Annotated in this window: 19 protein-coding genes and 1 tRNA gene; 9 read left to right on the top strand and 11 right to left on the bottom strand. The window is 32.8% G+C overall.

The window, feature by feature from the left end:
- Positions 1-47 precede the first annotated feature (47 nt).
- Entirely contained in the window at positions 48-2,315 is a 2,268-nt protein-coding gene (locus LPC20_RS04485; RefSeq protein ID WP_229326879.1) for a carboxy terminal-processing peptidase, read from the bottom strand.
- Positions 2,316-2,496: 181 nt separating this feature from the next.
- On the opposite strand from LPC20_RS04485, the gene LPC20_RS04480 reads away from it, so the two are divergent.
- From LPC20_RS04480 to LPC20_RS04470, 3 genes are all read left to right on the top strand, one after another.
- Complete coding sequence (locus tag LPC20_RS04480; RefSeq protein ID WP_229326877.1) at positions 2,497-2,772, top strand: hypothetical protein; 276 nt, start codon at positions 2,497-2,499, stop codon at positions 2,770-2,772.
- A 21-nt stretch (positions 2,773-2,793) separates the two neighbouring features.
- Positions 2,794-3,906 carry a lipid-A-disaccharide synthase gene (gene lpxB / locus LPC20_RS04475; RefSeq protein WP_229326875.1) on the top strand — a complete coding sequence of 371 codons (1,113 nt, stop codon included), beginning with the start codon at positions 2,794-2,796 and terminating at the stop codon, positions 3,904-3,906.
- A 98-nt stretch (positions 3,907-4,004) separates the two neighbouring features.
- Positions 4,005-6,041: a ComEC/Rec2 family competence protein gene (locus LPC20_RS04470; RefSeq protein WP_229326873.1), complete on the top strand. Its 2,037-nt coding sequence runs from the start codon at positions 4,005-4,007 to the stop codon at positions 6,039-6,041.
- Between the two features lie 5 nt (positions 6,042-6,046).
- On the opposite strand, the gene LPC20_RS04465 is transcribed toward LPC20_RS04470, so the two are convergent.
- Genes LPC20_RS04465 through LPC20_RS04450 form a run of 4 tightly spaced genes read right to left on the bottom strand, consistent with a single transcriptional unit; the run spans position 6,047 to position 12,015 of the window.
- Positions 6,047-6,508, bottom strand: a complete 462-nt coding sequence (locus LPC20_RS04465) for a thioredoxin family protein (protein WP_229326871.1) — start codon at positions 6,506-6,508, stop codon at positions 6,047-6,049.
- 39 nt (positions 6,509-6,547) lie between these two features.
- Positions 6,548-8,293, bottom strand: coding sequence for a peptide MFS transporter (locus tag LPC20_RS04460; RefSeq protein ID WP_229326869.1), 1,746 nt, complete (start codon positions 8,291-8,293; stop codon positions 6,548-6,550).
- A 4-nt stretch (positions 8,294-8,297) separates the two neighbouring features.
- Entirely contained in the window at positions 8,298-9,842 is a 1,545-nt protein-coding gene (locus tag LPC20_RS04455) for a peptide MFS transporter (RefSeq protein ID WP_229326867.1), read from the bottom strand.
- 1 nt (position 9,843) lies between these two features.
- A complete protein-coding gene (locus LPC20_RS04450; RefSeq protein WP_229326865.1) occupies positions 9,844-12,015 on the bottom strand; it encodes a S9 family peptidase in 2,172 nt (723 codons plus the stop codon).
- Between the two features lie 175 nt (positions 12,016-12,190).
- On the opposite strand from LPC20_RS04450, the gene LPC20_RS04445 reads away from it, so the two are divergent.
- Positions 12,191-13,507 (top strand): hydroxymethylglutaryl-CoA reductase, degradative, encoded by a 1,317-nt coding sequence (locus LPC20_RS04445; protein ID WP_229326863.1) that lies wholly within the window; start codon positions 12,191-12,193, stop codon positions 13,505-13,507.
- A 5-nt stretch (positions 13,508-13,512) separates the two neighbouring features.
- Positions 13,513-14,424, top strand: coding sequence for a GYDIA family GHMP kinase (locus tag LPC20_RS04440; protein WP_229326861.1), 912 nt, complete (start codon positions 13,513-13,515; stop codon positions 14,422-14,424).
- A 69-nt stretch (positions 14,425-14,493) separates the two neighbouring features.
- Here LPC20_RS04440 and LPC20_RS04435 read toward each other — a convergent pair whose 3' ends face one another.
- The 5 genes from LPC20_RS04435 to LPC20_RS04415 form a co-directional block, all read right to left on the bottom strand.
- Positions 14,494-16,590 carry a peptidylprolyl isomerase gene (locus tag LPC20_RS04435; protein WP_229326859.1) on the bottom strand — a complete coding sequence of 699 codons (2,097 nt, stop codon included), beginning with the start codon at positions 16,588-16,590 and terminating at the stop codon, positions 14,494-14,496.
- 146 nt (positions 16,591-16,736) lie between these two features.
- Positions 16,737-16,940, bottom strand: coding sequence for a hypothetical protein (locus LPC20_RS04430; RefSeq protein WP_229326856.1), 204 nt, complete (start codon positions 16,938-16,940; stop codon positions 16,737-16,739).
- A gap of 11 nt (positions 16,941-16,951) precedes the next feature.
- On the bottom strand, positions 16,952-17,491 hold the full coding sequence (lptC, locus tag LPC20_RS04425) for an LPS export ABC transporter periplasmic protein LptC (RefSeq protein ID WP_229326854.1): 540 nt from the start codon (positions 17,489-17,491) through the stop codon (positions 16,952-16,954).
- 34 nt (positions 17,492-17,525) lie between these two features.
- On the bottom strand, positions 17,526-18,779 hold the full coding sequence (gene bamG, locus LPC20_RS04420; RefSeq protein WP_229326852.1) for a BamG family beta-barrel-assembly machinery protein: 1,254 nt from the start codon (positions 18,777-18,779) through the stop codon (positions 17,526-17,528).
- Complete coding sequence (locus tag LPC20_RS04415; RefSeq protein WP_229326850.1) at positions 18,772-19,506, bottom strand: type III pantothenate kinase; 735 nt, start codon at positions 19,504-19,506, stop codon at positions 18,772-18,774. Before LPC20_RS04415 ends, bamG begins: the two co-directional genes overlap by 8 nt.
- Positions 19,507-19,604: 98 nt before the next feature.
- Here LPC20_RS04415 and LPC20_RS04410 point away from each other — a divergent pair.
- Positions 19,605-19,677, top strand: a tRNA-Phe gene (locus tag LPC20_RS04410).
- A 777-nt stretch (positions 19,678-20,454) separates the two neighbouring features.
- Here the strand turns inward: LPC20_RS04410 and LPC20_RS10750 are convergent.
- The gene (locus LPC20_RS10750; protein ID WP_420827834.1) at positions 20,455-20,649 is read right to left on the bottom strand and encodes a helix-turn-helix domain-containing protein; all 195 of its coding nucleotides are present in this window, start codon (positions 20,647-20,649) and stop codon (positions 20,455-20,457) included.
- 134 nt (positions 20,650-20,783) lie between these two features.
- On the opposite strand from LPC20_RS10750, the gene LPC20_RS04405 reads away from it, so the two are divergent.
- From LPC20_RS04405 to LPC20_RS04395, 3 genes are read left to right on the top strand one after another with little or no spacing between them, the layout of a single operon-like run.
- Positions 20,784-21,194: a hypothetical protein gene (locus LPC20_RS04405; protein WP_229326848.1), complete on the top strand. Its 411-nt coding sequence runs from the start codon at positions 20,784-20,786 to the stop codon at positions 21,192-21,194.
- An 11-nt stretch (positions 21,195-21,205) separates the two neighbouring features.
- The gene (locus tag LPC20_RS04400; RefSeq protein WP_229326846.1) at positions 21,206-21,625 is read left to right on the top strand and encodes a hypothetical protein; all 420 of its coding nucleotides are present in this window, start codon (positions 21,206-21,208) and stop codon (positions 21,623-21,625) included.
- A 1-nt stretch (position 21,626) separates the two neighbouring features.
- The gene (locus LPC20_RS04395) at positions 21,627-22,169 is read left to right on the top strand and encodes a hypothetical protein (protein ID WP_229326844.1); all 543 of its coding nucleotides are present in this window, start codon (positions 21,627-21,629) and stop codon (positions 22,167-22,169) included.
- Positions 22,170-23,082 lie beyond the last annotated feature (913 nt).

Here is a 23,082-nt window from a genome sequence, read left to right as displayed (position 1 = left end):
TTTAAATAAAAAGCGCTTTATAAGCGCTTTTTATTTAAATCTTTTGGTTACGATTTTACTAGTTTACCATCTTTTAATTTTGCATTCATTGGTTTTTTGACAATTGGTTTGCCTTGTAAATCGTCTAATACATTTAGCGCTTCTTCTACATAAATATCTTTGGATAAAGATTCGTGCCAACGCTGTCTTTTTTCTTTCAAGGAATTATCCTTTGCCATAATTTCAATTTCATAAGGAAGCGAATTGAACTTTAACTTATTAGAATAATTCTTAAGCGGCTTGTACATTTTTGCGCGTTCTTCAATTTGCTTTTGTGCCAATTTAAATTTATCAATGTTCAAACTATATACATAATCCTCACTTCTGCTGTCTATCCATTTAGCATTATCCTCTACTAATTGAAATTGGGCATTTTTGGCGATTCTATTTTTACTATTCATAATTACTTGGTTGAAGTTTTTATTGTTTACCCAAGTAGAATAAGACGCTGGATCAATTTTATCCCAAGGCATCGCATTTTTCATATCACGCTCTCCCATTTTAAGATAAGAATAACGATCTGGCATAACAATATCGCTACTCACACCTTCTAATTGTGTTGAACCACCATTTATTCTATAAAATTTTTGAGTAGTTGTTTTAAGTGCTCCTAAATCCCCTACAGAACTACTTCTAACAAATTGGTTTAAATCAATCACATTTTGAACTGTTCCTTTACCATATGTTTGTTTACTTCCAATGATGATTCCGCGTTTGTAGTCTTGGATCGCTGCAGCTAAAATCTCTGAAGCCGAAGCAGAAAAACTATTCACCATAATTACTAACGGACCATCCCACTCAATTTTTTTATCACGATCATAAAGTACTTCTTTTCTTTTACCTGCTGATTTAATTTGTACAATTGGACCTTCTTCTATAAAAAGTCCTGCAATATCAACCACAGTAGACAAAGATCCTCCCCCATCATCTCGGACATCCAAAACAATTCCGCTAACATTTTCCTTCTTTAATCTTGCTACTTCGAGTGCAATGTCTTTTCCAGCGTCTCTACCGTCTCTATCTTCAAAGTCAATATAAAATTTAGGCAAATAGATTACGCCATACTTCGTTCCGTTTTTTTCAACAATACTTGACTTGGCATAGGTTTCTTCTATTTCGACAATGTCTCTAATAATTGAAATTACTTTGATGGTTCCATCCACTTTTTTAACCGTAAGTCGTACTTCAGTTCCTTTGGTTCCTTTGATTTTCTTAACCACATCATCCAATCGCATTCCTACTACATCAATAGGCTCTTGATTACCCTGACCTACTTTTATAACAATGTCTCCAGCCTCCAATTGTTTTCCTCTCCAAGCAGGGCCTCCTGAAATCAACTCTGATATTTCAGTATAGTCATTTTTCTTTTGTAAACGAGCGCCAATTCCTTCTAGTTTACCACTCATACTCACATCAAATCGTTCTTTATCTTCTGGTGCCAAATAATTTGTATGTGGATCAAACTTTGAGGTAACTGAATTCAGATATACCGAAAAGTAATCCTTTCGAGTTAAATCTTTAATAAAGCCAAAATATTCATCTAACGATTTTAGAGAACTCTCTCTTGTTTCTTTTTCTAATTCATCAAAAGATTTTTTCTTGTCTTTAGTAACTGCAACTTCTTTCTTATTTTCAGTTTCTGCTGCATCCTGAAAATCAGATTCCTCGTCTAAGGGAGCCGCAACTGCCTTTAAATCTTTATCAATTACACCATTGCTATCCTGAATTTCCTGACGATCAACAAGAGAAGACAATGTAGATAATTTGATTTGCTTGCGCCATCTTTCCTTTAACTCGGAAGTGTTTTTAGCGTATGGCATTTTTTCATAATCTGTATTGAATGATTCGTCAATAGTATAGTCAAAAGGTTGATTCAAAATAGATTTGTATATTGACTTACTTTCCTCAATACGTTGAATTAATCGCGTGTAGGTTAAGTCAAAAAACGTCAAGTCTTTATTCAATAATTGATCGTCAAGTTCCAATTCATATTTAGAAAACTCATCAATATCTGCTTGCAAAAAGAAACGTTTGGATGGATCCAAAGCTTCGATATAATCCTTGTACACTCCTTTAGAAAACTCATCATCCATAGTTGCGGGACTATAATGTCCTTTTTCCAAAACAAAGGTTAATAGCTCTATCAATAGCTTGTCTTTCTCAGGGTCTGAAGAAGAACTAAAATTAGATTTAAAAGCTAGTAAGGATAAAGATACAAAGGTGACTACTAAGAGTAGTTTATAATTTTTTTTCATAAATTGTAAAATGGTATTCATCCGGTTTTTTGTCTAAATTACAGTAAAAGTTATTTTAACAATGATAAGGCGTGCATAATTTTTTGTTAAAGATATAAAATTGTTCTTTTTGGCAAGAATTAAATGAATGAAGTTGGTATTTTTTGTTTTTCTTTGTTCATTATTTTGATTAAAGTGTATTAAAAACCAACACCGATATCTTTTGAAAAACAAAACCGACCTTCTACTTGGATTTACAATAGGAATAATAACTTCTGTTTTTGGATGTTTTTTATTCATTCAATTGTTTACAAAATTTACTTTTATCGCTGGAGTTGAATTACTACAAGCTGACGGTAAATTAGGAAAAATAATTACCTTAGGAACTGTTTTAGATTTAGTGCTTTTTTGGGGACTATTAAAATTGAATAAAGAGTTTATGGCACGCGGCGTAATTTTAGCCGTAATTACACTCACCTTGATTACGCTGTTAGTTTAACCTTCCGCAAAAGAAGAAACAATGAGATATTATATCATAGCAGGAGAAGCCTCTGGAGATTTACACGGATCGAATTTAATGAAAGCCCTCTATCAAGAAGATCCAAAAGCTGATATTAGGTTTTGGGGTGGCGATTTGATGCAATCTGTGGGCGGAACTTTAGTAAAACATTACAAAGAACTCGCTTTTATGGGTTTCATTGAAGTGGTATTCAATTTAAAGACCATTTTAAACAATATTACCCTTGCCAAAAAAGACATTTTGGAGTTCCAACCTGATGTACTTGTATTTATAGATTACCCTGGATTTAACTTGCGTATTGCTAAATGGGCAAAAACCTTAAACATCAAAACTCATTATTATATTTCACCTCAAATTTGGGCTTGGAAAGAGAATAGAATTAAAGACATTAAGCGAGATGTAGATCAGATGTATGTGATTTTACCTTTCGAAAAAGAGTTTTATGAAAACAAACACCACTATCCAGTTCACTTTGTGGGGCATCCGTTGATTGATGCAATTCATAACCAACCCAAGGTTGACGATGCTGTTTTTAGAAAAGAAAATCAATTAAATGACCAACCCATAATCGCTATTTTACCTGGAAGTCGCCAACAAGAAATTACCAAAATGCTCTCCGTAATGTTGAGTGTTGCCAATGATTTTCCTGACTACCAATTTGTAATTGCAGGCGCGCCAAGTCAAGATTTTTCTTTCTACGAAAAGTTTATTACGAATGATAATATCAAATTCATCTCTAATAAAACCTATTCACTATTAGGAATCGCAACTGCTGCTTTGGTCACTTCTGGAACTGCTACTCTAGAAACCGCACTTTTTAAAGTTCCCGAGGTAGTGTGCTACAAAGGAAGTTGGGCTTCGTACCAAATTGCTAAACGAATCATTACTTTGAAATACATTTCATTAGTAAACCTCATTATGGATAAAGAAGTTGTGACTGAATTAATTCAAGACGACTGTACAACAGAACGCATTAAAGAGGAATTAACTAAAATTCTTGAAGAAAACTATCGCGCAAAACTTTTGGCTCAATACGACCAACTAGAAAAAAAATTAGGAGGTATCGGAGCAAGTCAAAAAACAGCACAATTAATAGTAAAAGATCTAAGCTAATTTTTAAAATAAATACCCACATAGCTTCCTACTTTTAAAAGCAGGAAGCTTTTTTAATTTATTATCATTTCATTTTCATTTTTTTGTATTTTAGTACAATGAAAGTTTTGCAATTCCCCCTAGCAAGAGTTACATTGGTTTTTATTGTAGGCATTTTATATGCTAATACTATTCAGCCAAGTCCCAATCTTGTTTTCACATCCCTTTTTATTTCCTCACTTCTTTTGGGGATTTTTTATTATTGGTATTCCAAAAAATATCATTTTGTTCGTCCCTTTGGATGGACAGTGTTAGTAGCCGGTTTCTGTATTGGTATGACCACTCAAACTATTCACACTGCTACCAACCAAAATAATCATTATTCCAAAATTCCAAATGTGTATGAACATCCACATACCATTACGGTAATTCTCCACGAAAAATTAAAAAGCAACGCCTTTAGTCATCGCTATGTGGGATTAGTTCAACAAATTGATACAATAAATTGTTCAGGGAAAATTCTCATCAACATCAAAAAAGACAGCTTAAATCATTCCTTTAGCATTGGCAACCGACTTCAAATCAAAAGCAATTTAAACCCCAATAGTGCTCCAAAAAACCCTAATCAATTTGATTATAGCAACTACCTGAAAAAAAAACAAATTTATGGTCAGCTTTATGCTGATGCTACTGAAACTAAAGTAAGTACGCTAATTGAAAAAGACATTTGGTATTATGCCGCCCAAATTCGAAATACGATCATTAACAATCTAAAAAAAGACGGCTTTACTACTACTGAGCTAAATGTAGCAATTGCACTCCTTTTGGGACAACAACAGGAAATTGACCCCCAAATTATCCAAGATTATCAATATGCAGGTGCAGTACATATTTTGTCGGTATCTGGTTTGCATATTGGTTTCATCTTATTATTTGTAACCTTTATACTTAAACCAGTTCCAAACAATAGAAAAGGATCTTTATTAAAACTATTTGTAATTATAAGTTCGCTATGGTTATTTGGGATTCTGGCAGGTTTATCGCCATCAGTGGTAAGGTCTGTTACCATGTTCTCGTTTGTTGCTATTGGACAACATTTAAGACGTAGCGTAAATATTTACCACACTTTACTGGTTTCTATATTGCTAATAGTAGTAGTGCAACCGGCTTTTTTATTTGATGTTGGGTTTCAATTAAGCTATTTGGCATTATTTTTCATTGTTTGGTTGCAGCCATTACTCGCGCAACTTTGGGAACCTAAAAATAAATTCTTAAAATACGTTTGGGATATAATTAGTGTTTCCTTTGCGGCTCAAATCGGCACATTACCATTAAGTTTGTATTATTTCCACCAATTTCCAGGACTATTTTTTATAACTAACTTGGTTATCATTCCGCTCACAGGTATCATTATGGGATTGGGATTAGTGGTTATGGTATTAGCTTATTTTAATCTTTGTCCGTTAATTTTATCCAAGGCATTAGAATGGAGTCTGTATCTAATTAACCAAATTATCCATACGATTGCTTCTTTCGAAGAATTTATCCTGAAGGATATTCCGTTTAATACATTGTTGTTAATTGGAAGTTATTCATTGATTTTAGCTGGCATTCTTTGGTTCGAAAAACGAAATTACTCTCGATTAGTAGCTCTTCTATTTTCCGTTATTGGCATCCAATGTTCGTATTTATGGAACGAGTGGAATGTTGAAAATCAAAATGAGTGGGTCGTTTTTAATATAAAAAAGAATACTTTAATTACTGAACGCAACGGCAAGAAAGTAACTCTATTTGCCAATGATAGTCTTCAAAAAATAGGTGCGAAAAACAATAACTTGAACGCCTATCTTGTTGGAAATTTTAGTCATTTGGCTGCAGCCAAACAATTAAAAAACACTGTATTCTTCCATGGAAAAAGGATTCTTATTGTAGATAGTACAGGAGTATATCCTAAAAACATACACCCAGATATTCTTCTATTAAGACAATCTCCTAAAATAAATTTAGATCGGCTTATACAAACCATTCATCCAAAAGTAATCATTGCCGATGCATCCAATTACAAAACAGTTCAAAAGCATTGGGAAACAAGCTGTGTAAAAGCAAAAATCCCTTTTCACTCAACAAGTGAAAAGGGATTTTATATCCTAAATTAACATTTTTACTTCTTCTTCAAAAAACCATTTGCAACACCTAACCAAGCTGTTGGGCCTCCTGCTAAATAACCAGTATTTCCTAAAGATTGAAAGTTAACTTTCCCTTTAGTTTCAGTAACGGTTGCAAAATGAACCGTTGGATAGCCTTGAATACCAAATATTTGTTGCAATTGTGCATTCTGTTGTTTGATTTCATTGGTTTGAGCTTTTGCTCTTGGATAATCCAATTCAACTAAAACCACATTTTGTTTTGCCCAAGTAGCAAATTCAGGTGTTTTCAAGACTTCTTTTTGCAAACGAATGCACCATCCACACCAATCGCTCCCTGTAAAAAATAAGAGCATAGGTTTATTGGTCTTTTTAGAAACTTCGATAGCTTTAGTAACATTGGTTTCCCAATACAATTCTTGTGCCTGTAGAGAAACAGAACCTAAAACAAAAAGTATAGTGATAATTATTTTTTTCATTTTATTGCTAATTTTATTTACAAAAATACTATAATTTTTTTATCGTACCCCGTGCATTAACTTTTTAATAATCGGTGACATAACTAAAGAAATAAAAGCTACTGCCAAAGATACAATTGCTAACATCCAAAAGAAATAACTCAAGCCTTTTTCATCGGCAATTTTGTCAATATTTTCTCCAAATTTAGCCGCACCTTTCATTCCAATCGCAACAGCTAAATACCAAATTCCAAACATCATTCCAATCATTCTAGCTGGCACTAATTTACTCACATACGACAAACCAACTGGCGAAATACACAATTCAGCCATAGTAATAAAAAGATACACTAAAATAAGATAAATCATACTTACTGATGCCGTTTTTGCGCCTGGTACAATTCCGTCCGATCCAATAGCAACACATATCATTCCGATTGCCAAAAAAGACATTCCGATTGCATATTTCATATTAGCCGAAGGATTGTATTTACTCTCCCACCATTTAGAGAATAAAGGTGCCAAAGTGATAATGTAAAGCGAATTTAAAGAGGCGAACCATGAAGCAGGCACTTCCAGTGTCTCCCCAGAAAACTGATCATTCAACATCCAAAATGCAATTCCCCAAATAATGATAAAACTTATAGCCAAAACAATGTTAGCCATTGCATACTTTGCAAAAGTTTGCTTAAATAATAGAAATAAAACCCAAGTAATAATTCCTAGAGGAACTAAAGTAATAGCTGCATTTACAATCATAAAAATAGTACCTGCGTTGCCCTCTAAAATACGATTCGTGTAATCATTAGCAAAAATCGTTAAGGTCCCCGGAGATTGCTCAAAAATAGCCCAGAAGAAAATAGTTAAGAAAGCAAAAAAAGTAACCGCAATCATTTTCTCTTTGGTAATCTGAGAATAGGTCAACAAACGATAGGTTAAAAGAAATAAAAATAAGACTACCGCTAAAAGAATGGTGAAATTATTTCCTGTTAAACCCATTACTTCAAAATTGAATAGATCTACTCCTCCATCTGTAATAATTTTAGCAGGTTCAAAAATAATCCACACCAAACCTAATACGATCATAATGCCAATTAAAGCCAATTGCCAAATTGAAAAAGGATTAAGAGTGTCATTATTTTCATCTGTCAATGCCACTTCTTTTTTCACTGGTTTCAAACCGATATCCCCAAAGATATTTCGAGAAAGCCAAAATTGAATTAATCCGAAGAGCATAAAAATTCCAGCCAAACCAAATCCCCAATTCCATCCTACTTGCTCTCCAAGATAACCACATAAAACGATACCGAAAAAGGCTCCTGAATTTACACCCATATAAAATATGGTATAAGCGCCATCTTTTTTCTCAGGACGATCTTTATACATTTCTGAAACGATGGAAACCATATTAGGTTTAAAGAATCCATTACCAAAAACCAATAAAATTAATCCTAAATAGATGAAGAAAGGAGTTTCCAATGCCATAGAGCCGTGCCCTAAGGTCATTAATAAAGCACCTATAACTACTGCCCATCGATACCCAATTATTTTATCTGCAAAATAACCACCAAGCATAGTAGACAAATAAACTAAACCTACATACGATCCAAAGATTGCCATCGCTTGTTCCCTAGTCCAATCCCAACCGCCATTAGCCACTGTTGATGTAAAAAACATGACAAGTAAAGCGCGCATTCCGTAAAACGAAAAACGTTCCCACATTTCGGTAAAAAATAGTACAAAAAGTCCAGCAGGATGTCCTAAAACGGTACTCTTAAAAAATTGATCAGTTGAATTTTCAGTCATAATATTAATTGTTTAGTTCTTTATCAACTCCATGCATTAACTTTTTAATTACAGGAGATAATATCAATAAAAGTAATCCAAAACCAATTCCTGTATAGAAAAGGTATTCAAATAATTTCAGGTAACTCTGTTTAGCCAAATTCAAATCTGGAGCTAAACCATTTGAAGTATCGATAGAGGCAATATTTGCCAAAACAGAAGCAATAAACTCAGAACTCGCCGTAGCCAAAAACCAAACTCCCATCATAAATCCTACGATCTTCACTGGCGAAAGCTTCGTTACTGCGGATAAACCAACAGGAGACAAGCTCAACTCACCACAAGTATGTAATAAATAGGTTAAGATTAACCAAAATGCAGCCACTTTTCCTGTATCTGACAAATTGATTCCTAAAACTAAGGAACCAAAACCTAATCCTACAAGAATTAATGCAATAGAAAACTTTACGGCAGTATTGGGATTGTATTTCCCTAATTTAACCCAAAGCCAAGCAAAAACTGGCGCTAAAAGAATAATGAACAAAGCGTTAAAACTTAAGAATTGTCCAGCAGTAAGTTCAAAACCAAGTACATTTCTGTCCAAAATTCTGTCTGCAAATAAATTCAAAGAAGTATATGCCTGTTCAAATAAAGCCCAAAAAACAATGGTAAAAACAATTAAAATCGTCAATGCAATTAATTGATCTCTCTCTTTTCCTGAAAGTTGAGTTGCTGCAAAATACACGATATACAAAAAGGACAAACCACCTGCGATTTTTAAAATCCATGAAACCGCTTCGTGACTTTGAACCATTTGCCAAAAAAAGAAAGCTGATAAAGCACTAGCGCCATAAATTAACCATTCATTCTTAATACCAAAAGAAGTTTTAGCTAGTAATTCAGGAACCAGAGATTCTCCTTTGCCTTCTAAAAATCGTTTCCCTGAAATAAAAGTGATTAGTCCTAAAAACATTCCAACTCCAGCTGCAGCAAAACCATAACTCCATCCGTAATTTTCTCCTAACCAAGCACAAATAATTGTAGCAAAGAAAGAACCTAAATTAATTCCCATATAAAAAATGGTAAATCCAGAATCTCTTCGTGCATCTCCTTTAACATACAATTCCCCCACTAAAGAAGAAATATTAGCTTTCAAAAAGCCAACTCCTACAATGATTAAGGACAATGAAAAGTAAAAAACTTGTAAAGCAAAATTATCCCGAACAATTTCACCCGTCATGGATTGCGTAGCAGCATTCCCTTCATAAGCCATTCCTAAATGACCTAAGACTAACATAATACCACCAAAAATAATTGCCTTTCTAAACCCTAAATACTTGTCAGCAATAAAACCGCCAATAACAGGAACAGCATACACTAAAGCAGCATAGCTTCCAATTAATAAATTTCCTGAATCATCTGAAAAAAGATGGTACTTTGTTAGATAGAATATTAATAAAGCCTTCATTCCATAGAAAGAAAACCGTTCCCACATTTCGGTGAAAAATAAAATAAATAACCCTTTTGGATGTCCAAAAATGGTTTCTTGTTGCAAACTTGTATTTGTCATATTATAAATTTTCTTTGATGAAATTAGTCATTTTAGTAAACAATTGAATTCTCGTTTTACCACCATAAATACCATGGTTTTTATCTGGGTAAATTTCCGAATCAAACTGCTTGTTAGCTTGAATCAAAGCTTCCATCATTTGCATAGAATTTTGAACATGTACATTGTCATCACCAGATCCGTGAATCAATAAATATTTCCCTTTTAACTTATTCACGTGATTGATAGGTGAATTTTCGTCATATCCACTTGCATTTTCTTGTGGCGTTTGCATATAACGTTCTGTGTAAATACTATCATAAAAACGCCAGTTGGTTACCGGAGCCACTGCAATAGCCATTTTAAATACATCTGCGCCTTTCAAAAGACAATTGGACGCCATGAATCCTCCATAACTCCAACCCCAAATTCCAATTCTGCTTTTATCTACAAAAGGATAATTACCAATTACTTTAGCCGCATCAATTTGATCTTCTACTTCGTATTTACCCAATTCTTTTTGAGTTACTTTTTTGAAGGCAGCTCCTTTGAAACCTGTTCCACGCCCGTCCACACAGGCTATGATATAACCTTGTTGCGCTAACATTTGAAACCAATAATCATCATTTGAATTCCAATCATTATTTACTTGTTGTGATCCTGGACCAGAATATTGGTACATAAAAACGGGATATTTTTTAGTTGGGTCAAAATCTTTTGGTTTCAAAATCCAAGCATTCAGTTCGTTCCCTTTTGCTGTTTTTAACACAAAGAATTCTTTAGCTGGCAAATTGTAGCCTTTTAATTTAGATGCCAATGCTTCGTTATTTTCAATCACTTGCACTTGAACTCCTTTTTTAGCTTCGTTCAAAGTATAGGTAGTAGGTTGAGTTGCACTTGAAAACGTATTGATAAAATACTGGAAATTCGGACTGAAAGTAGCCGCGTTTGTTCCAGTAGATTTGGACAAACGTACTTTGTTTTTCCCATTCAAGCTAATGCTATACACATCTCTATTTATTGACCCGTTTTCAACAGATTGGTAGAAAACTGTATTATTTTTTTCGTCAAAACCATAATAATTGGTCACTTCCCAATTGCCTTTGGTTACTTGATTTTTTAATTTTCCTGTTTTATCATACAAGTAAATATGGTTGAAACCATCTTTTTCACTTGTCCAAATAAAGCTATTATCTTTCAAAAAAGTCAAGTTATCGGTTACATCCACATACGCTTTGTCTTTTTCATTTAATACTACTTTGGTAGCACCTGAATTTCCATCAACAAACAACAAATCCAAATTATCTTGATGACGATTCAAGACCTGAGCCGAAAGTACGTTCGCCTCATTTGTCCATTGCATTCTAGCTATATAAAAATCAGAGTACTGAGATAAATTCACTTTTTGTGTTCCTTTTGAGGTTACATCATAAATATGTAAAGACACTTCTGAATTTTTTTCTCCCGCTTTAGGGTATTTGAATGTTTCTACTGTTGGGTACAAATCCTTTTTAAAAATAGACATTGAGAATTCTGGAACCTGACTTTCATCAAAACGAATAAAAGCTACTTTTTTACTGTCTTTACTCCAATCAAAGGCACGAACAAAAGCAAATTCTTCTTCATACACCCAGTCAGTAATTCCGTTAATGATGCTATTCTTTTTACCATCATTGGTTAATGCAACTATTTCCTTAGTTGTAATATCATATACATATAAATTATTTTCTCTCGCAAAAGCTATCTTTTTCCCGTCTGGCGAAAAGGTAGGCTCTTGCACTTGGAAATCAAATAATTTAGATACCTTTTTAGAATTGATATCATACAAATAATAATCAGCTGTAAAAGAATGACGGAAAATTTGATTCGTATTATTAGCTATCAAAACCAATTTCTCATCTGGTGAGAATGTATAGCTGTCAATTCCATCCGCTAATACGGAATGATTTTTTGTATCAATTAACGTACTTACTTTTTTTAATGTAGCAAAATCGAACAAATCAATTTGCATGCTTCTTGAAGCGGCGTCAAAATTTAAAACAGTATATTGATTGGTGTTTTTCATGGACTGTAATTCATCCATTCCTTTGGTTCTAAAAGCTCCAGAATAAATTTCTTCAACAGTGATTTTTTGTTGGCTATAAACAGATAGCGTGAGTACAAAAAATAAAATAGAGGATAAACTTAATTTCATAAAAAATCGGTTTTTAATAGACCCCAATTTTAGTGAAAATTTTACAATTATTTCACATTTGTGTTGTTAAATGTTAAAGCAATTACACTTGCTCATTTTATTTGAAGTTATCAAGTTATAACTGAAAAGGTTGAAAAGTGTATCTTTGCAACAAAATCATTTTAATCTACTGAGAATGAATCAAGCCGTAAGCGGATTTTCAAAATTATCCAAAGAAGAAAAAATAGTCTGGATTGCCCAAACCTATTTTTCAACTCCTGAATCTGCCATTCAATTATTGAAAAATTATTGGAATTCAGACGAAAAAATCCAGAAACTGCATGACGAATTCATCGAAAATACGATTTCAAATTTCTATATCCCTTTAGGCGTTGCGCCTAATTTTCTAATTAACGGAAAGTACAAAACCATTCCGATGGCTATTGAAGAAAGTTCGGTAGTGGCAGCGGCTTCTAAAGCAGCTAAATTTTGGTCCACTCGTGGCGGATTTACGGCTACAGTAATTGACACCGAAAAAATTGGGCAAGTCCATTTCATTTTCAAAGGAGATACTGAAAAATTACATACTTTCTTTTCCAAAATCAAAGCTAATTTCTTTACTGAAACCGAAAGCATTACTAAAAACATGCAAGCGCGTGGCGGCGGAATCTTGGATATTATTTTAAAAGACAAAACCGATTTAATTCCGAATTACTATCAACTTCATGTAAGTTTTGAGACTAAGGATAGTATGGGCGCCAATTTCATCAACTCGTGTTTAGAACAATTTGCCAAAACCTTAAAAGAAAAAGCAAGCCAATACGAATTGTTCTCTGAAACAGAAAAAGACATACAAGTTGTCATGAGCATTTTGTCGAATTATGTTCCCAATTGCATAGTTCGCGCAGAAGTTTCGTGTCCTATTGCCGACTTAGAAGAAAAACACATCCCGAATCCGCAGGAGTTTGCCGAGAAATTTGTGCTGGCTGTTCGCATTGCCGAAGTAGAACCTTTCCGAGCCGTTACGCATAACAAAGGGATTATGAATGGCGTTGATGCAGTGGTATTGGCAACTGGAAATGATTTTAGAGCCGTAGAAGCTGGAATTCACGCTTATGCTTCACGCAACGGTCAATATTCGAGTTTATCTCATGCTAAAATAGAAAATGGCATTTTTAGTTTTTGGCTGGAAATTCCATTGGCTTTAGGAACCGTTGGTGGTTTGACAAGTTTACATCCTTTGGTAAAATTAGCTTTGGAAATGCTGGAAAAACCATCTGCTCAAGAATTGATGCAAATTGTTGCCGTTGCAGGTCTGGCTCAAAACTTTGCTGCTTTGCGTTCTTTAACCACAACAGGAATTCAAGACGGACATATGAAAATGCATTTGAATAATATTTTGAATCAATTCGACGCAACAGAAGAGGAACGTATCGCTGTTCAAAAACACTTTAAACACCAAACCGTTTCGCACAGTGCAGTTGTTGAATTGATGAAACAATTGAGAAACTAATTAGAATGCAAAAGACCTTCTACAGTAACGGCAAATTATTAATTTCAGGGGAATACCTTATTTTGGATGGTGCCAAAGGATTGGCATTGCCTACCAAAATGGGACAAAATCTCATTGTAGAAGAAACACAAACAAAAAGTATTCATTGGAAAAGTTATGATGCCGATGGAAGTATTTGGTTTGAAGAATTTCTTTCATTTCAAGAAATTCAAGATAACACCACTACTACTGAATCAGTAAAAGCAACGCTCATCAAAATATTGCAAGTGGCTAATACTATGAATTCCAATGTGTTTTCTAATTCAGAAGGGCTTGCAGTTACCACACAATTAAGTTTTCCAAGAAATTGGGGATTAGGCACATCGTCCACCTTAATTAATAATATTGCGCAATGGTTTCAAATAGACGCTTTTGAATTGCTACATCAAAGTTTTGGCGGCAGCGGCTATGATATTGCTTGTGCGCAAAACAACACCCCTATTACCTACTCTATTGCAAATGGGAAACCCAAGATAGCACAAGTAGTTTTTGAGCCTGAATTCGCTAAAAACCTCTATTTTGTGTATTTGAACAAAAAACGCAATAGTAAATCGGCAATAGCAGAATACCATTCTAATAAAACAAATCAATTAACAGACTATATTGCAACGATTGACAAAATAACCCAGTCTATTATAGATGCTGACAACTTAGAAGTATTTACACAGATAATTAACCAACACGAAACTCTTTTAAGTGCGCTTTTAAATACAGAAACGGTGAAAAATGCTTTGTTCCCTGAATTTGACGGTGCCGTAAAAAGTTTAGGCGCTTGGGGTGGTGATTTTGTTTTAGTAGTTTCAAAAGAAAACCCAAAGTCTTATTTTGTTGCTAAAGGATATGAAACGGTGATTCCTTATCAAGAAATGATAGTATAATTTCTCAAAATATAACCAACAAAAAAAGCCAAGACAATGTCTTGGCTTTTTTTATATATAATGTACAACTTAGTAATTAAACTTACTTCTGTTGTCTTCAATTGTAGCATTCGCTTTCAACGCTGGAAGAATTCTTCCTGCATCACCAGCAGTTTGTTGTTTTAATTTAGCTACATAAGCTGAGTGGTTCTTTAAAGCAGGTGCTTTTACAGTACTTACATTTTTAACAACATACACACCAGTTGCACCTTCAATTGGCGCAGACACTTTATTAGCAGTTAAGGCAAAAGCAGTTCCAACCACTTTAGGCTCTGCTCCTACTAAACCGAATACTGGATTTTCCATTGTAATATTGGCTGCTTGTTCTACTTTAGTTTTATTTGCTTTTGCAATTGCCTCTAAAGAAGAACCTGTCATCTTCGCTTTGATTAACTCTGCTTTTTTCTTGTTTTTAAGAATTGGCTCTACATAAGATCTAACTTGAGTTACAGGCGCTAAACCTGAATCGTCAATTGATTTTACTCTTGCAATTACGTGACCAATATTAGCCAACTCAAAACGCTTAATTGAACCCACTTTAGAACCTTCTTCAAACGCCCATCTCACGATAGCTCTTTGGTTTCCTAAAGAAGCAAAATTTTCTTCCATACCAGTTACTGTAACAGGAGAAGCAATCGTTAATTTCATGTCTTTCGCTAATTTAGCAAAGTCTTTGTTAGCCGCATCCATTTCAAATTGTGTAGCTTGTGTAAAGATTTTGTCTGAAGTTGCTTCAGAAGGCTGTATTTTCTGAGCTACTGTAGCTAAACGCACACCATCTTGTTTATCTGTAATTCTGATAATATGAAAACCGAAAGGAGTTTCAACTAAACCAACTTTTCCAATCGCATTTCCAAAAACGAAATCATTGAATGGTTTAACCATTTGGTTAGGACCAAAATATCCTAAATCACCACCTTGTTGTGCAGAAGAATCATCTGAGTTAGAAAATGCTAACATCATAAAACTATCTGGATTTGCATTTACTTGAGCTAAAACAGCTTGTGCTTTTGCTAAGGCTTGCTCTTTTGTTCTTTTCTCTCTCTTGTTTGGCACTTGAGTTCCTTCATAGCTAATCAAGATATGACTTGCTTTAGCATTTACACCGGCTCTTTTTCCAAAAGATTTAGAAAGACAATAGTAATTTCCAAATTTGTACGGCCCGTAAACAGATCCAGGAGCCAAGTTGAATAACTGATCTGCATCAACTGCAGGCAAGTCTTTCTTAGCTACATAAGTAGAATCGTAAGGTACATCTGAATTTGAATTTACAAAATCTATTGCGTTAGCAGCAGTTCTAAAACCAGCTACTGTATCATTTTTTCCGGTTTTTGAGTTGTAAACTACGCTACCAGCCAATAATGCTGTTATTTTAGCTTTAACATCAGCTTCATCTTGCGCCGATGCTTTATCTTCTAACAAAACATACTCAATCTCTCTTGATGGATCAGCTTTGTATTTTTTCTCATTTTTCTTCATGAAATCTACAATTTCAGCATCAGTTACTTTAACTTCACTGTCCTTAATAGTAGAATATAATCCTGCAACGTAAGCAAAATTTACTTTATTTGCTTCCATTTCGTATTTCAATTTCCCTTCAGCTTCAGTAGTATATAAACTAGCTTTCACCAAAGTGCTATACATTTGGAATTTAGCATTTAATTCAGCTGACTTTTCTCTCTCTTGTAAAAATTGAGCTTGCTCTGGATTTGCTTTAAAATATTCTTTAAATTTTGCCAAATCAAATAATCCTGCTGCATTTAAAAACAAAGGATTACCTCCAATATTTTGATCGGCCTTCAACACTTCAATTAAGTGTTTCTCACCAGCTCTTAATCCTAATTTTTCAAACTCTGAAGTTAACAAAGCAATAGAAACTTCTTGATCCCAAACTTGGTTTGCTGCTTGGGTAGATGTGATTCCTTGACCACTTTTCTCAACATTACTTACTTTAACTCTAAAGTCTTCAAACGAAATATCTTTGTCATTAACAGTTCCTACATCTTTTGTATCTTGTCCGATACCACCTTTACCAATCAAATCTTGAATGATAAATGCAAATAAAGCAAGTGCTATTGCACCAATTAATAATGCGGAACGTTGTCTAATTTTTGCTAAAACTGCCATTTTATTCTAATTAATTTATATTCAGTTTGCGAAAATACAATTATCTAGTTAATATTTATAGTACAAGTAGTTTATTTTGAAAGTTTTTTTTAATTTTTTCAAATAAAAACAATAGACTATGAAAATACTTTATGATTGCTTTGCTACTATTCTTGATTTCTATTGTTTCTTCGCTCTTCAAAACGTTTCGCATAGCGTCTTCTAAATCCAAATAAGAAAATAGCAATTGCTGCGAAAATCAAAGTTAATTCGGCATTTTCAGCCGGATTATTCCAATTAATAACGGAATCAATAATAAGATAAATTCCTAAAATTAGATACAAATAAGGGGTATACTTAAGGTAGCTCATACTATATATGTTTAATCGGCGGAGTCAACTTCGCCTGTTATTCTTTGTGAATTAATTACTTTAAAATCTTTGCTGAAATCTATTCCTTGTCCATTAGAAACTCCCCTTGGAGAGCTAAATTTGTATTTTCTTTCAGTAAAAAACCAAGAATTTTTTTGATCGAAATACAATTGTTCTGTTTCTAGAATTTGACCATCAGTTGAAACTATTTTAACTTTATCTTGCAAATCAATGATTCCTGTTTGTTTATACGATACCGCATAATTTGATGTAATCACCGTTTCTTTTGCATTTTTATCAAATAGAGTGACGCGAATCCCTTTAGGAAATTCAGTAAATGGAAAATCAACTACTGCATAATCCAACATTTTTTTACTGACTAAAATCCCTGTAATTCTTCCTGAATCAGTGTATTTTAAATTAACCTCATCAGCATTGTTACTTGGAACAAAATCTGAAAAATTGTCTTTTTGAATGTCTTTAAAATTACTCTCACAAGCAGTAAGCGAAATTAAAAAAAGACAAAATAAAAATTGACAGGTTTTATTCATAAGTACAAATTAAACAGTGTAGGTGAGATTAAGTTTAGTCAAATTTTCTCTTCTGAAACCATCTGTCATTTAACGACAAACTAAGACTCAAAATAGCATAATTCTCTTGAATTAAACCTTGGGATGTAGTTCCCCTTTTACCAATTTCAAATCCTAAATTTATGTTCGAGAAAGATCCTGACACAGGAAAACCGATACCCATTGTAGCTCCTATATCATTAATCGACTTAGAGTTCACAATTAAGCCTGTTTGTTCGTATTTCAACCCTCCTCTATACACTATTCTTTTAGCATAACTCGTAAAGGAATTATAATTTGGAATGTAATACCCTCCAAGACTTACTTTTTGGTATTTACCATAAGAAACTGCATTAAAGTCATTGTATGTATTAACAAAATTAGCCGGATCTCTAAAACTAATTTGTGTTCCTAACAACCATTTTTTAGAAGATCCAAAGCCAATACCTAAAGTCATTTTACTTGGAGTAGTTAAATTAGTGGTAGTTTCAATTTGGTCTGAAGTATCGACTAATGAATTATTAAATTCAGCGTCAATTAAAACTGTAGAAATTGAACTTAGATTAACTGATTTCAAACTACTCTCCAACGAATAATTGAAACTGCTATAAAAATTAGTTTTAGCGGTTAGCTTTGTTTGAAACATTAAACCAACATTGAAGTTAAAACCCGTCAAGGTAACATTATTTATCTCTCTAGTTCCCACAGGAATTGTAGATAAAAATTCCAAACTGGATGTGTTTATTGTTCCAAAATTATAATGAGCATCTGCGCCCAAACTTAATTGTGGGAGCAATTTGTATCCGAAACCTAGAAACACTTTGTTAAGACCACCTTTACCGTCAAAACGACTACTGTTTTGCGTCGCATCTGTTGCAATTGATTCAATTTTGTATCCAACAGAAGAATACGGAATTAAACCAAAACCTAACCCTGCCTTAGTACCCAAAGGCAATCCAACTGCTAAATAATCTAACGCAACCCTTTGAACAGCTGCCGACTCCTTAGCTGATTTTAAATTAGTTTGATTAAAACCACCGCCCAACGCAAATGTGGTAAGTTTCAAATTAGCAAAACTTGAAGGGTTATCTAAGTTAATATGGATACTGTCTTGTTCTACACCTATTCCAGCCATAGCTCGCATTTCAACGGTTCCTTTAAAACGAACATCCCCGATTCCAAAAAAAGAATACGGTGAGGCTGTTCCTTCTTGAGCAACAGAATAAGCAGAAACTAGAAGACAAATACTAAATACAATTCTTTTAATCATTTTTCATTTTATATTGAAAGGTTTGATTCAAACTCTCCAACAGAAAATTTGAATTGGCAAATATGGTATTTTTTAATCGTTTAGCCAAAAATTCTGCGTCTCCACCCGTTAAAATTATAATAAAATTTGGGTAACGCATTCGGTATTCTTCAATAAAGCCATCTATCTCATGAGCTAATCCGTTTACAACACCCGAGTGGATTGAATTAGCCGTTGAGTTTCCGATAAAATAATCTGGACATTCTGACTCCAATAAAGGCAAAGCTGCCGTAAACCTATTTAAAGACTGATATCGTAAGCGTAAACCCGGAGAAATAGCACCGCCCAAATACACATCATCTTGACTTATGAAATCGTAAGTCACACAGGTCCCAGCGTCAATTACTAATCTATTTTGATTTGGATATCGAATTGTTGCGCCCGAGGCCAAAACCATTCTATCAATCCCCAAAGTATTTGGAGTAGCGTATGCATTCAGAAATGGGAAAGGGTCGTGATGCGATACAAAGTGAATTGCAATCTGATTTGAAAAGGATAAAAAGTCGTTTTTGTCAAAATTTCCGACACTTGCAACTACCAAATCGGAGGCACTGGGATATTTATTTAAAATACTTTCAATACCATTTTGTAGTGCTTTTGGCTCAAATTGAAATTGCTCAACAAAGGTATCGTTCTCAAAAACAGCACCTTTAATTCGGGTATTCCCAACATCGATTGTTAGAATCATATAGTTTTAATTTACAAGGCGAAGGTACGAATTGATTTTTTTTAATATTTGTTTTGGATAAATTAAAAATGATTCTATATTTGCACCCGCATAAGCAAGGTACCTTAGCTCAGATGGTAGAGCAATGGACTGAAAATCCATGTGTCCCTGGTTCGATCCCTGGAGGTACCACTTTAAAAACTCATAACTGGCAATATAACAGCTATTTATGGGTTTTTTTTATTTTACAGGGTGTTTGTCAGGGTGTTTTTAAAGTCTAGAACCCCATTTCTACATCTTATTTGATCTCTTTAAATTTCAAAAGTTTTTTTAGATAACTTTTTAAAAAATCAGCTTCTTATTTAAAAAGGGAGGGGGTATCCAAAAACAGCTCCCTACTAGCCCAATCTTACGGCAGGATGGTTACAGTCAGGGTTATGTAAATTAAAAATTATCTTTTTTACTATATATAAATCATATTCAGTACATAGATTAATTTTAATATGAGCAGTATTGTAAAAATCTAGTCAGACTACATACACCGAATCTCCAAATTATAAAATAATTTTGTTTAAGTCATTTTTTTAAAGTAATTCTGCCAATTCAATATTTAATCATTTTCATTTTGATGGATCCGGAGAATTTATTTTACATTAATCACAAAGGTAAAAGGATTGACAGTAATTCTTCATACAAAGTAATCCTTAAAGAAATTCACTGGCTGGGGATTAACACTTCCAATATGACAATTAATGAGTTGTTATATGAGTTAGATTTAAAATTAGCTATTAAGCACAATCTGATAGTTCAGGACAAAACTTATTTAGAACAACTTAGAGAATATAGTCAATTTCACAACCAAATTAGAGTTTTGTACAAACATATAATTGCTGATGCGTTTAATCTGTATTCTTATAATGAAGACAAAATGCCTAAAGAAATCAAGCTGATATTTAATAGTAAATATATCTAGTCTTCTAAATTTAGATCAAAAAAAGATCTAAGAGGTATGTTTAGTGCTATCGAGATATCATAAAAAGTGACTACTGAAGTTGCAATTAGTCCTCTTTCTATTCTGCTTATTTGTGAAATTTCAACACCAATCTCATTAGCTAACTGTTCCTGTGTAAAATTTGCCCGAAGTCTTAGTGACTTCAGGTTCATGCCTAGCTTGATTAAAAATTGTTTGTCTTTAGATTTTTTCACAATTCAAAATTGCTCATAAACCATTTATTTTAAATAGGCAAATTTGCCTATGTGTCAGATTTTATTTAATATTGTATTAAAAATTTTTAAAAATGAAACAATTACAAAAATGCCTGTTTGTTATTATGATTATTTGCTCATCGACTGCAATTTCTCAAACATATGAAATCAGAAGAACTGATAACCAGCGTAGAGGAATAAATTATGGCAATACTATTCCAACTACAGATTTAGCTGGTTATATTGGTGGTGTTCAGTCACAAATGCAATCAAAATATGAGAATAATTATTTGAGAGTTGAAGATAAAGTCAAGGATATTGCTCGAATAGTTGCAAGGTTAACCAATTCAGGATCAATTTCTACTTATCAAAGGAGAGAATATCTTACTGGTTATACAGAAAGTTTACAAAAAATTAATAAAATAAACTTTTCAGACACCGTAACTGTTAATAAAGTTTTGAACTATATGAGAGAAGTTGAAGATGAACTTAACTCTTGGTAAAAATTATTATTATGTTAGAAAAAACAATTCAAGTAAAAAAACGAGATGTAAAATATTTTGTCTTATCCTTTTTGATAGGCTTTATTATTTTATTTGGTTTAGAACATTTTGGAAGTTTTACATTTGAATATGATTACGATGTAGAAGACCCAATTGGAGTAAAACCTTCTCTCACAGTAAGTGTTCCATACAGTACAAAATTAAGAGAAATTACATTTCACACTTTTTTTGAAAATCAGGTTAAAACTGGCGGTAACGGATTTACTATTGCTGATATGGTTTGGTCAGAAGGTGAATTTAAAAACTATACTGTTAAAAGTTACTATTATACCAAAGCACTAACTGAAGATTATATTTATGGAGTATATATCTCTTTAACACTTTTTTTAATGTCAATCTTCTTTTCAACTTTCAAATTCAAATTTGTATAACATGAGAAAAGGGTTAATTTTTATGGGCTGCATAGTTTTTTACTCTTGTTTTAAAGAGCCTAAAAAGGCTCATGATTCAAATTCATTACAGAATAATCAAGGAATTGATAAAATATCTGAATCAACTCGACTTGATAATCAAATTGAAAAAAATCAAATTGAATCAAAGTATTCATACATCAAAACTCTTGAAGGAAAGTATTTGGCTGATGAAAATTTATTTGAGACCGGCATATTAAAAATCCAGTTATTAAAACTTTTGGGAGAAGAAAACTATAACTTATTTATTCAAAATATGGAAGTTCAAGTGCCAATAGAAATAATTGATGATGAATATGCTTTTGTAAGTGGTGGTGCTCCACATAATTTTGGTTCAGAGGAAGCTTGTGTTGAGATTGATTTTGTAAATGATGTAATATCTGTTGGAATCTTGTCAGAAGATAAAGGAATACTCTACTTTACTGAAAAAGAAAATAAAAATGTTACTAAAGGAAAACTAAAAGAATGGCTTAAAGAAGTAAATGATAAATCAACCACCGATTAAATCAAATATTATAAATAGATGCAATCTTAAAATGTTAATATTTCAACAAAGAAAGTACTAAATTTAGCAATTTTGTAGAGATTCAATCTTACAGATATTAGAAAATAACTAATGCTATTACTTGCTTTGGACTATAAGCCCAACTAAATCTATGTATTGATACAAATTGTTCCATTCAATGGTTTGATGTTAATGTAGCTGGCTCTATTAATTTAGATAAAATAAATAGATTTTTTGAAGTTAATTTTTCGGAAATGGAAGTATTGATTATCTTTTAGTATTGATTAATAAATACAAATAAAGCCTTAAAAAATTAAATGATTATATGGATTATTTTGATTACAAATATGCTTTGGGTGGCTACTTATTACTTTCTTATATTTTGTATAGTTTAATAATTGTTGTTAGGCGTTACTTACTTAAAAAAAAGTCAACTCAAATTATTAAAATTCCTGTAGCAAGAAATACAATTCAATATGTTCTATTAATTATATTAACTTATATAGTTACTATTCCGATATTGACTTACTACTTCACCAAAAGTCTAAGATTGTTATATAATCAATTTGTTAATAAAGAAGATCACTATTTAAATCGACAAGGGTTTTTCTTAGAACATTATGACCATCATGTAACTGGTTGGGTTGTTTGGTTTTACTTTTTCTTATTAGTTAAATTAATTTTTAGTCATATACTTCATTATACTATTAGAAAAGACAGCTTTATAATAATAAGTATGTTCACTTTATTAGTTCTCATAGAATCCTATGGGAAAGGCTATGATATTAGGACTTACAGTCATTTTGTGATAACTGAATTTTTCTTACTAGTTATTTATTTGATTTTCAGGAACAAAACTTTAAAGGATTTTAATTAAAATTTATCGATTTTATTTAATCTCAAAAATATGTTT

This window comes from Flavobacterium ammonificans, assembly GCF_020886115.1.
GTDB lineage: Bacteria > Bacteroidota > Bacteroidia > Flavobacteriales > Flavobacteriaceae > Flavobacterium > Flavobacterium ammonificans.
Note: the sequence above shows the minus strand (reverse complement) of the source record. Positions and strands in the feature narration are given on the sequence as shown.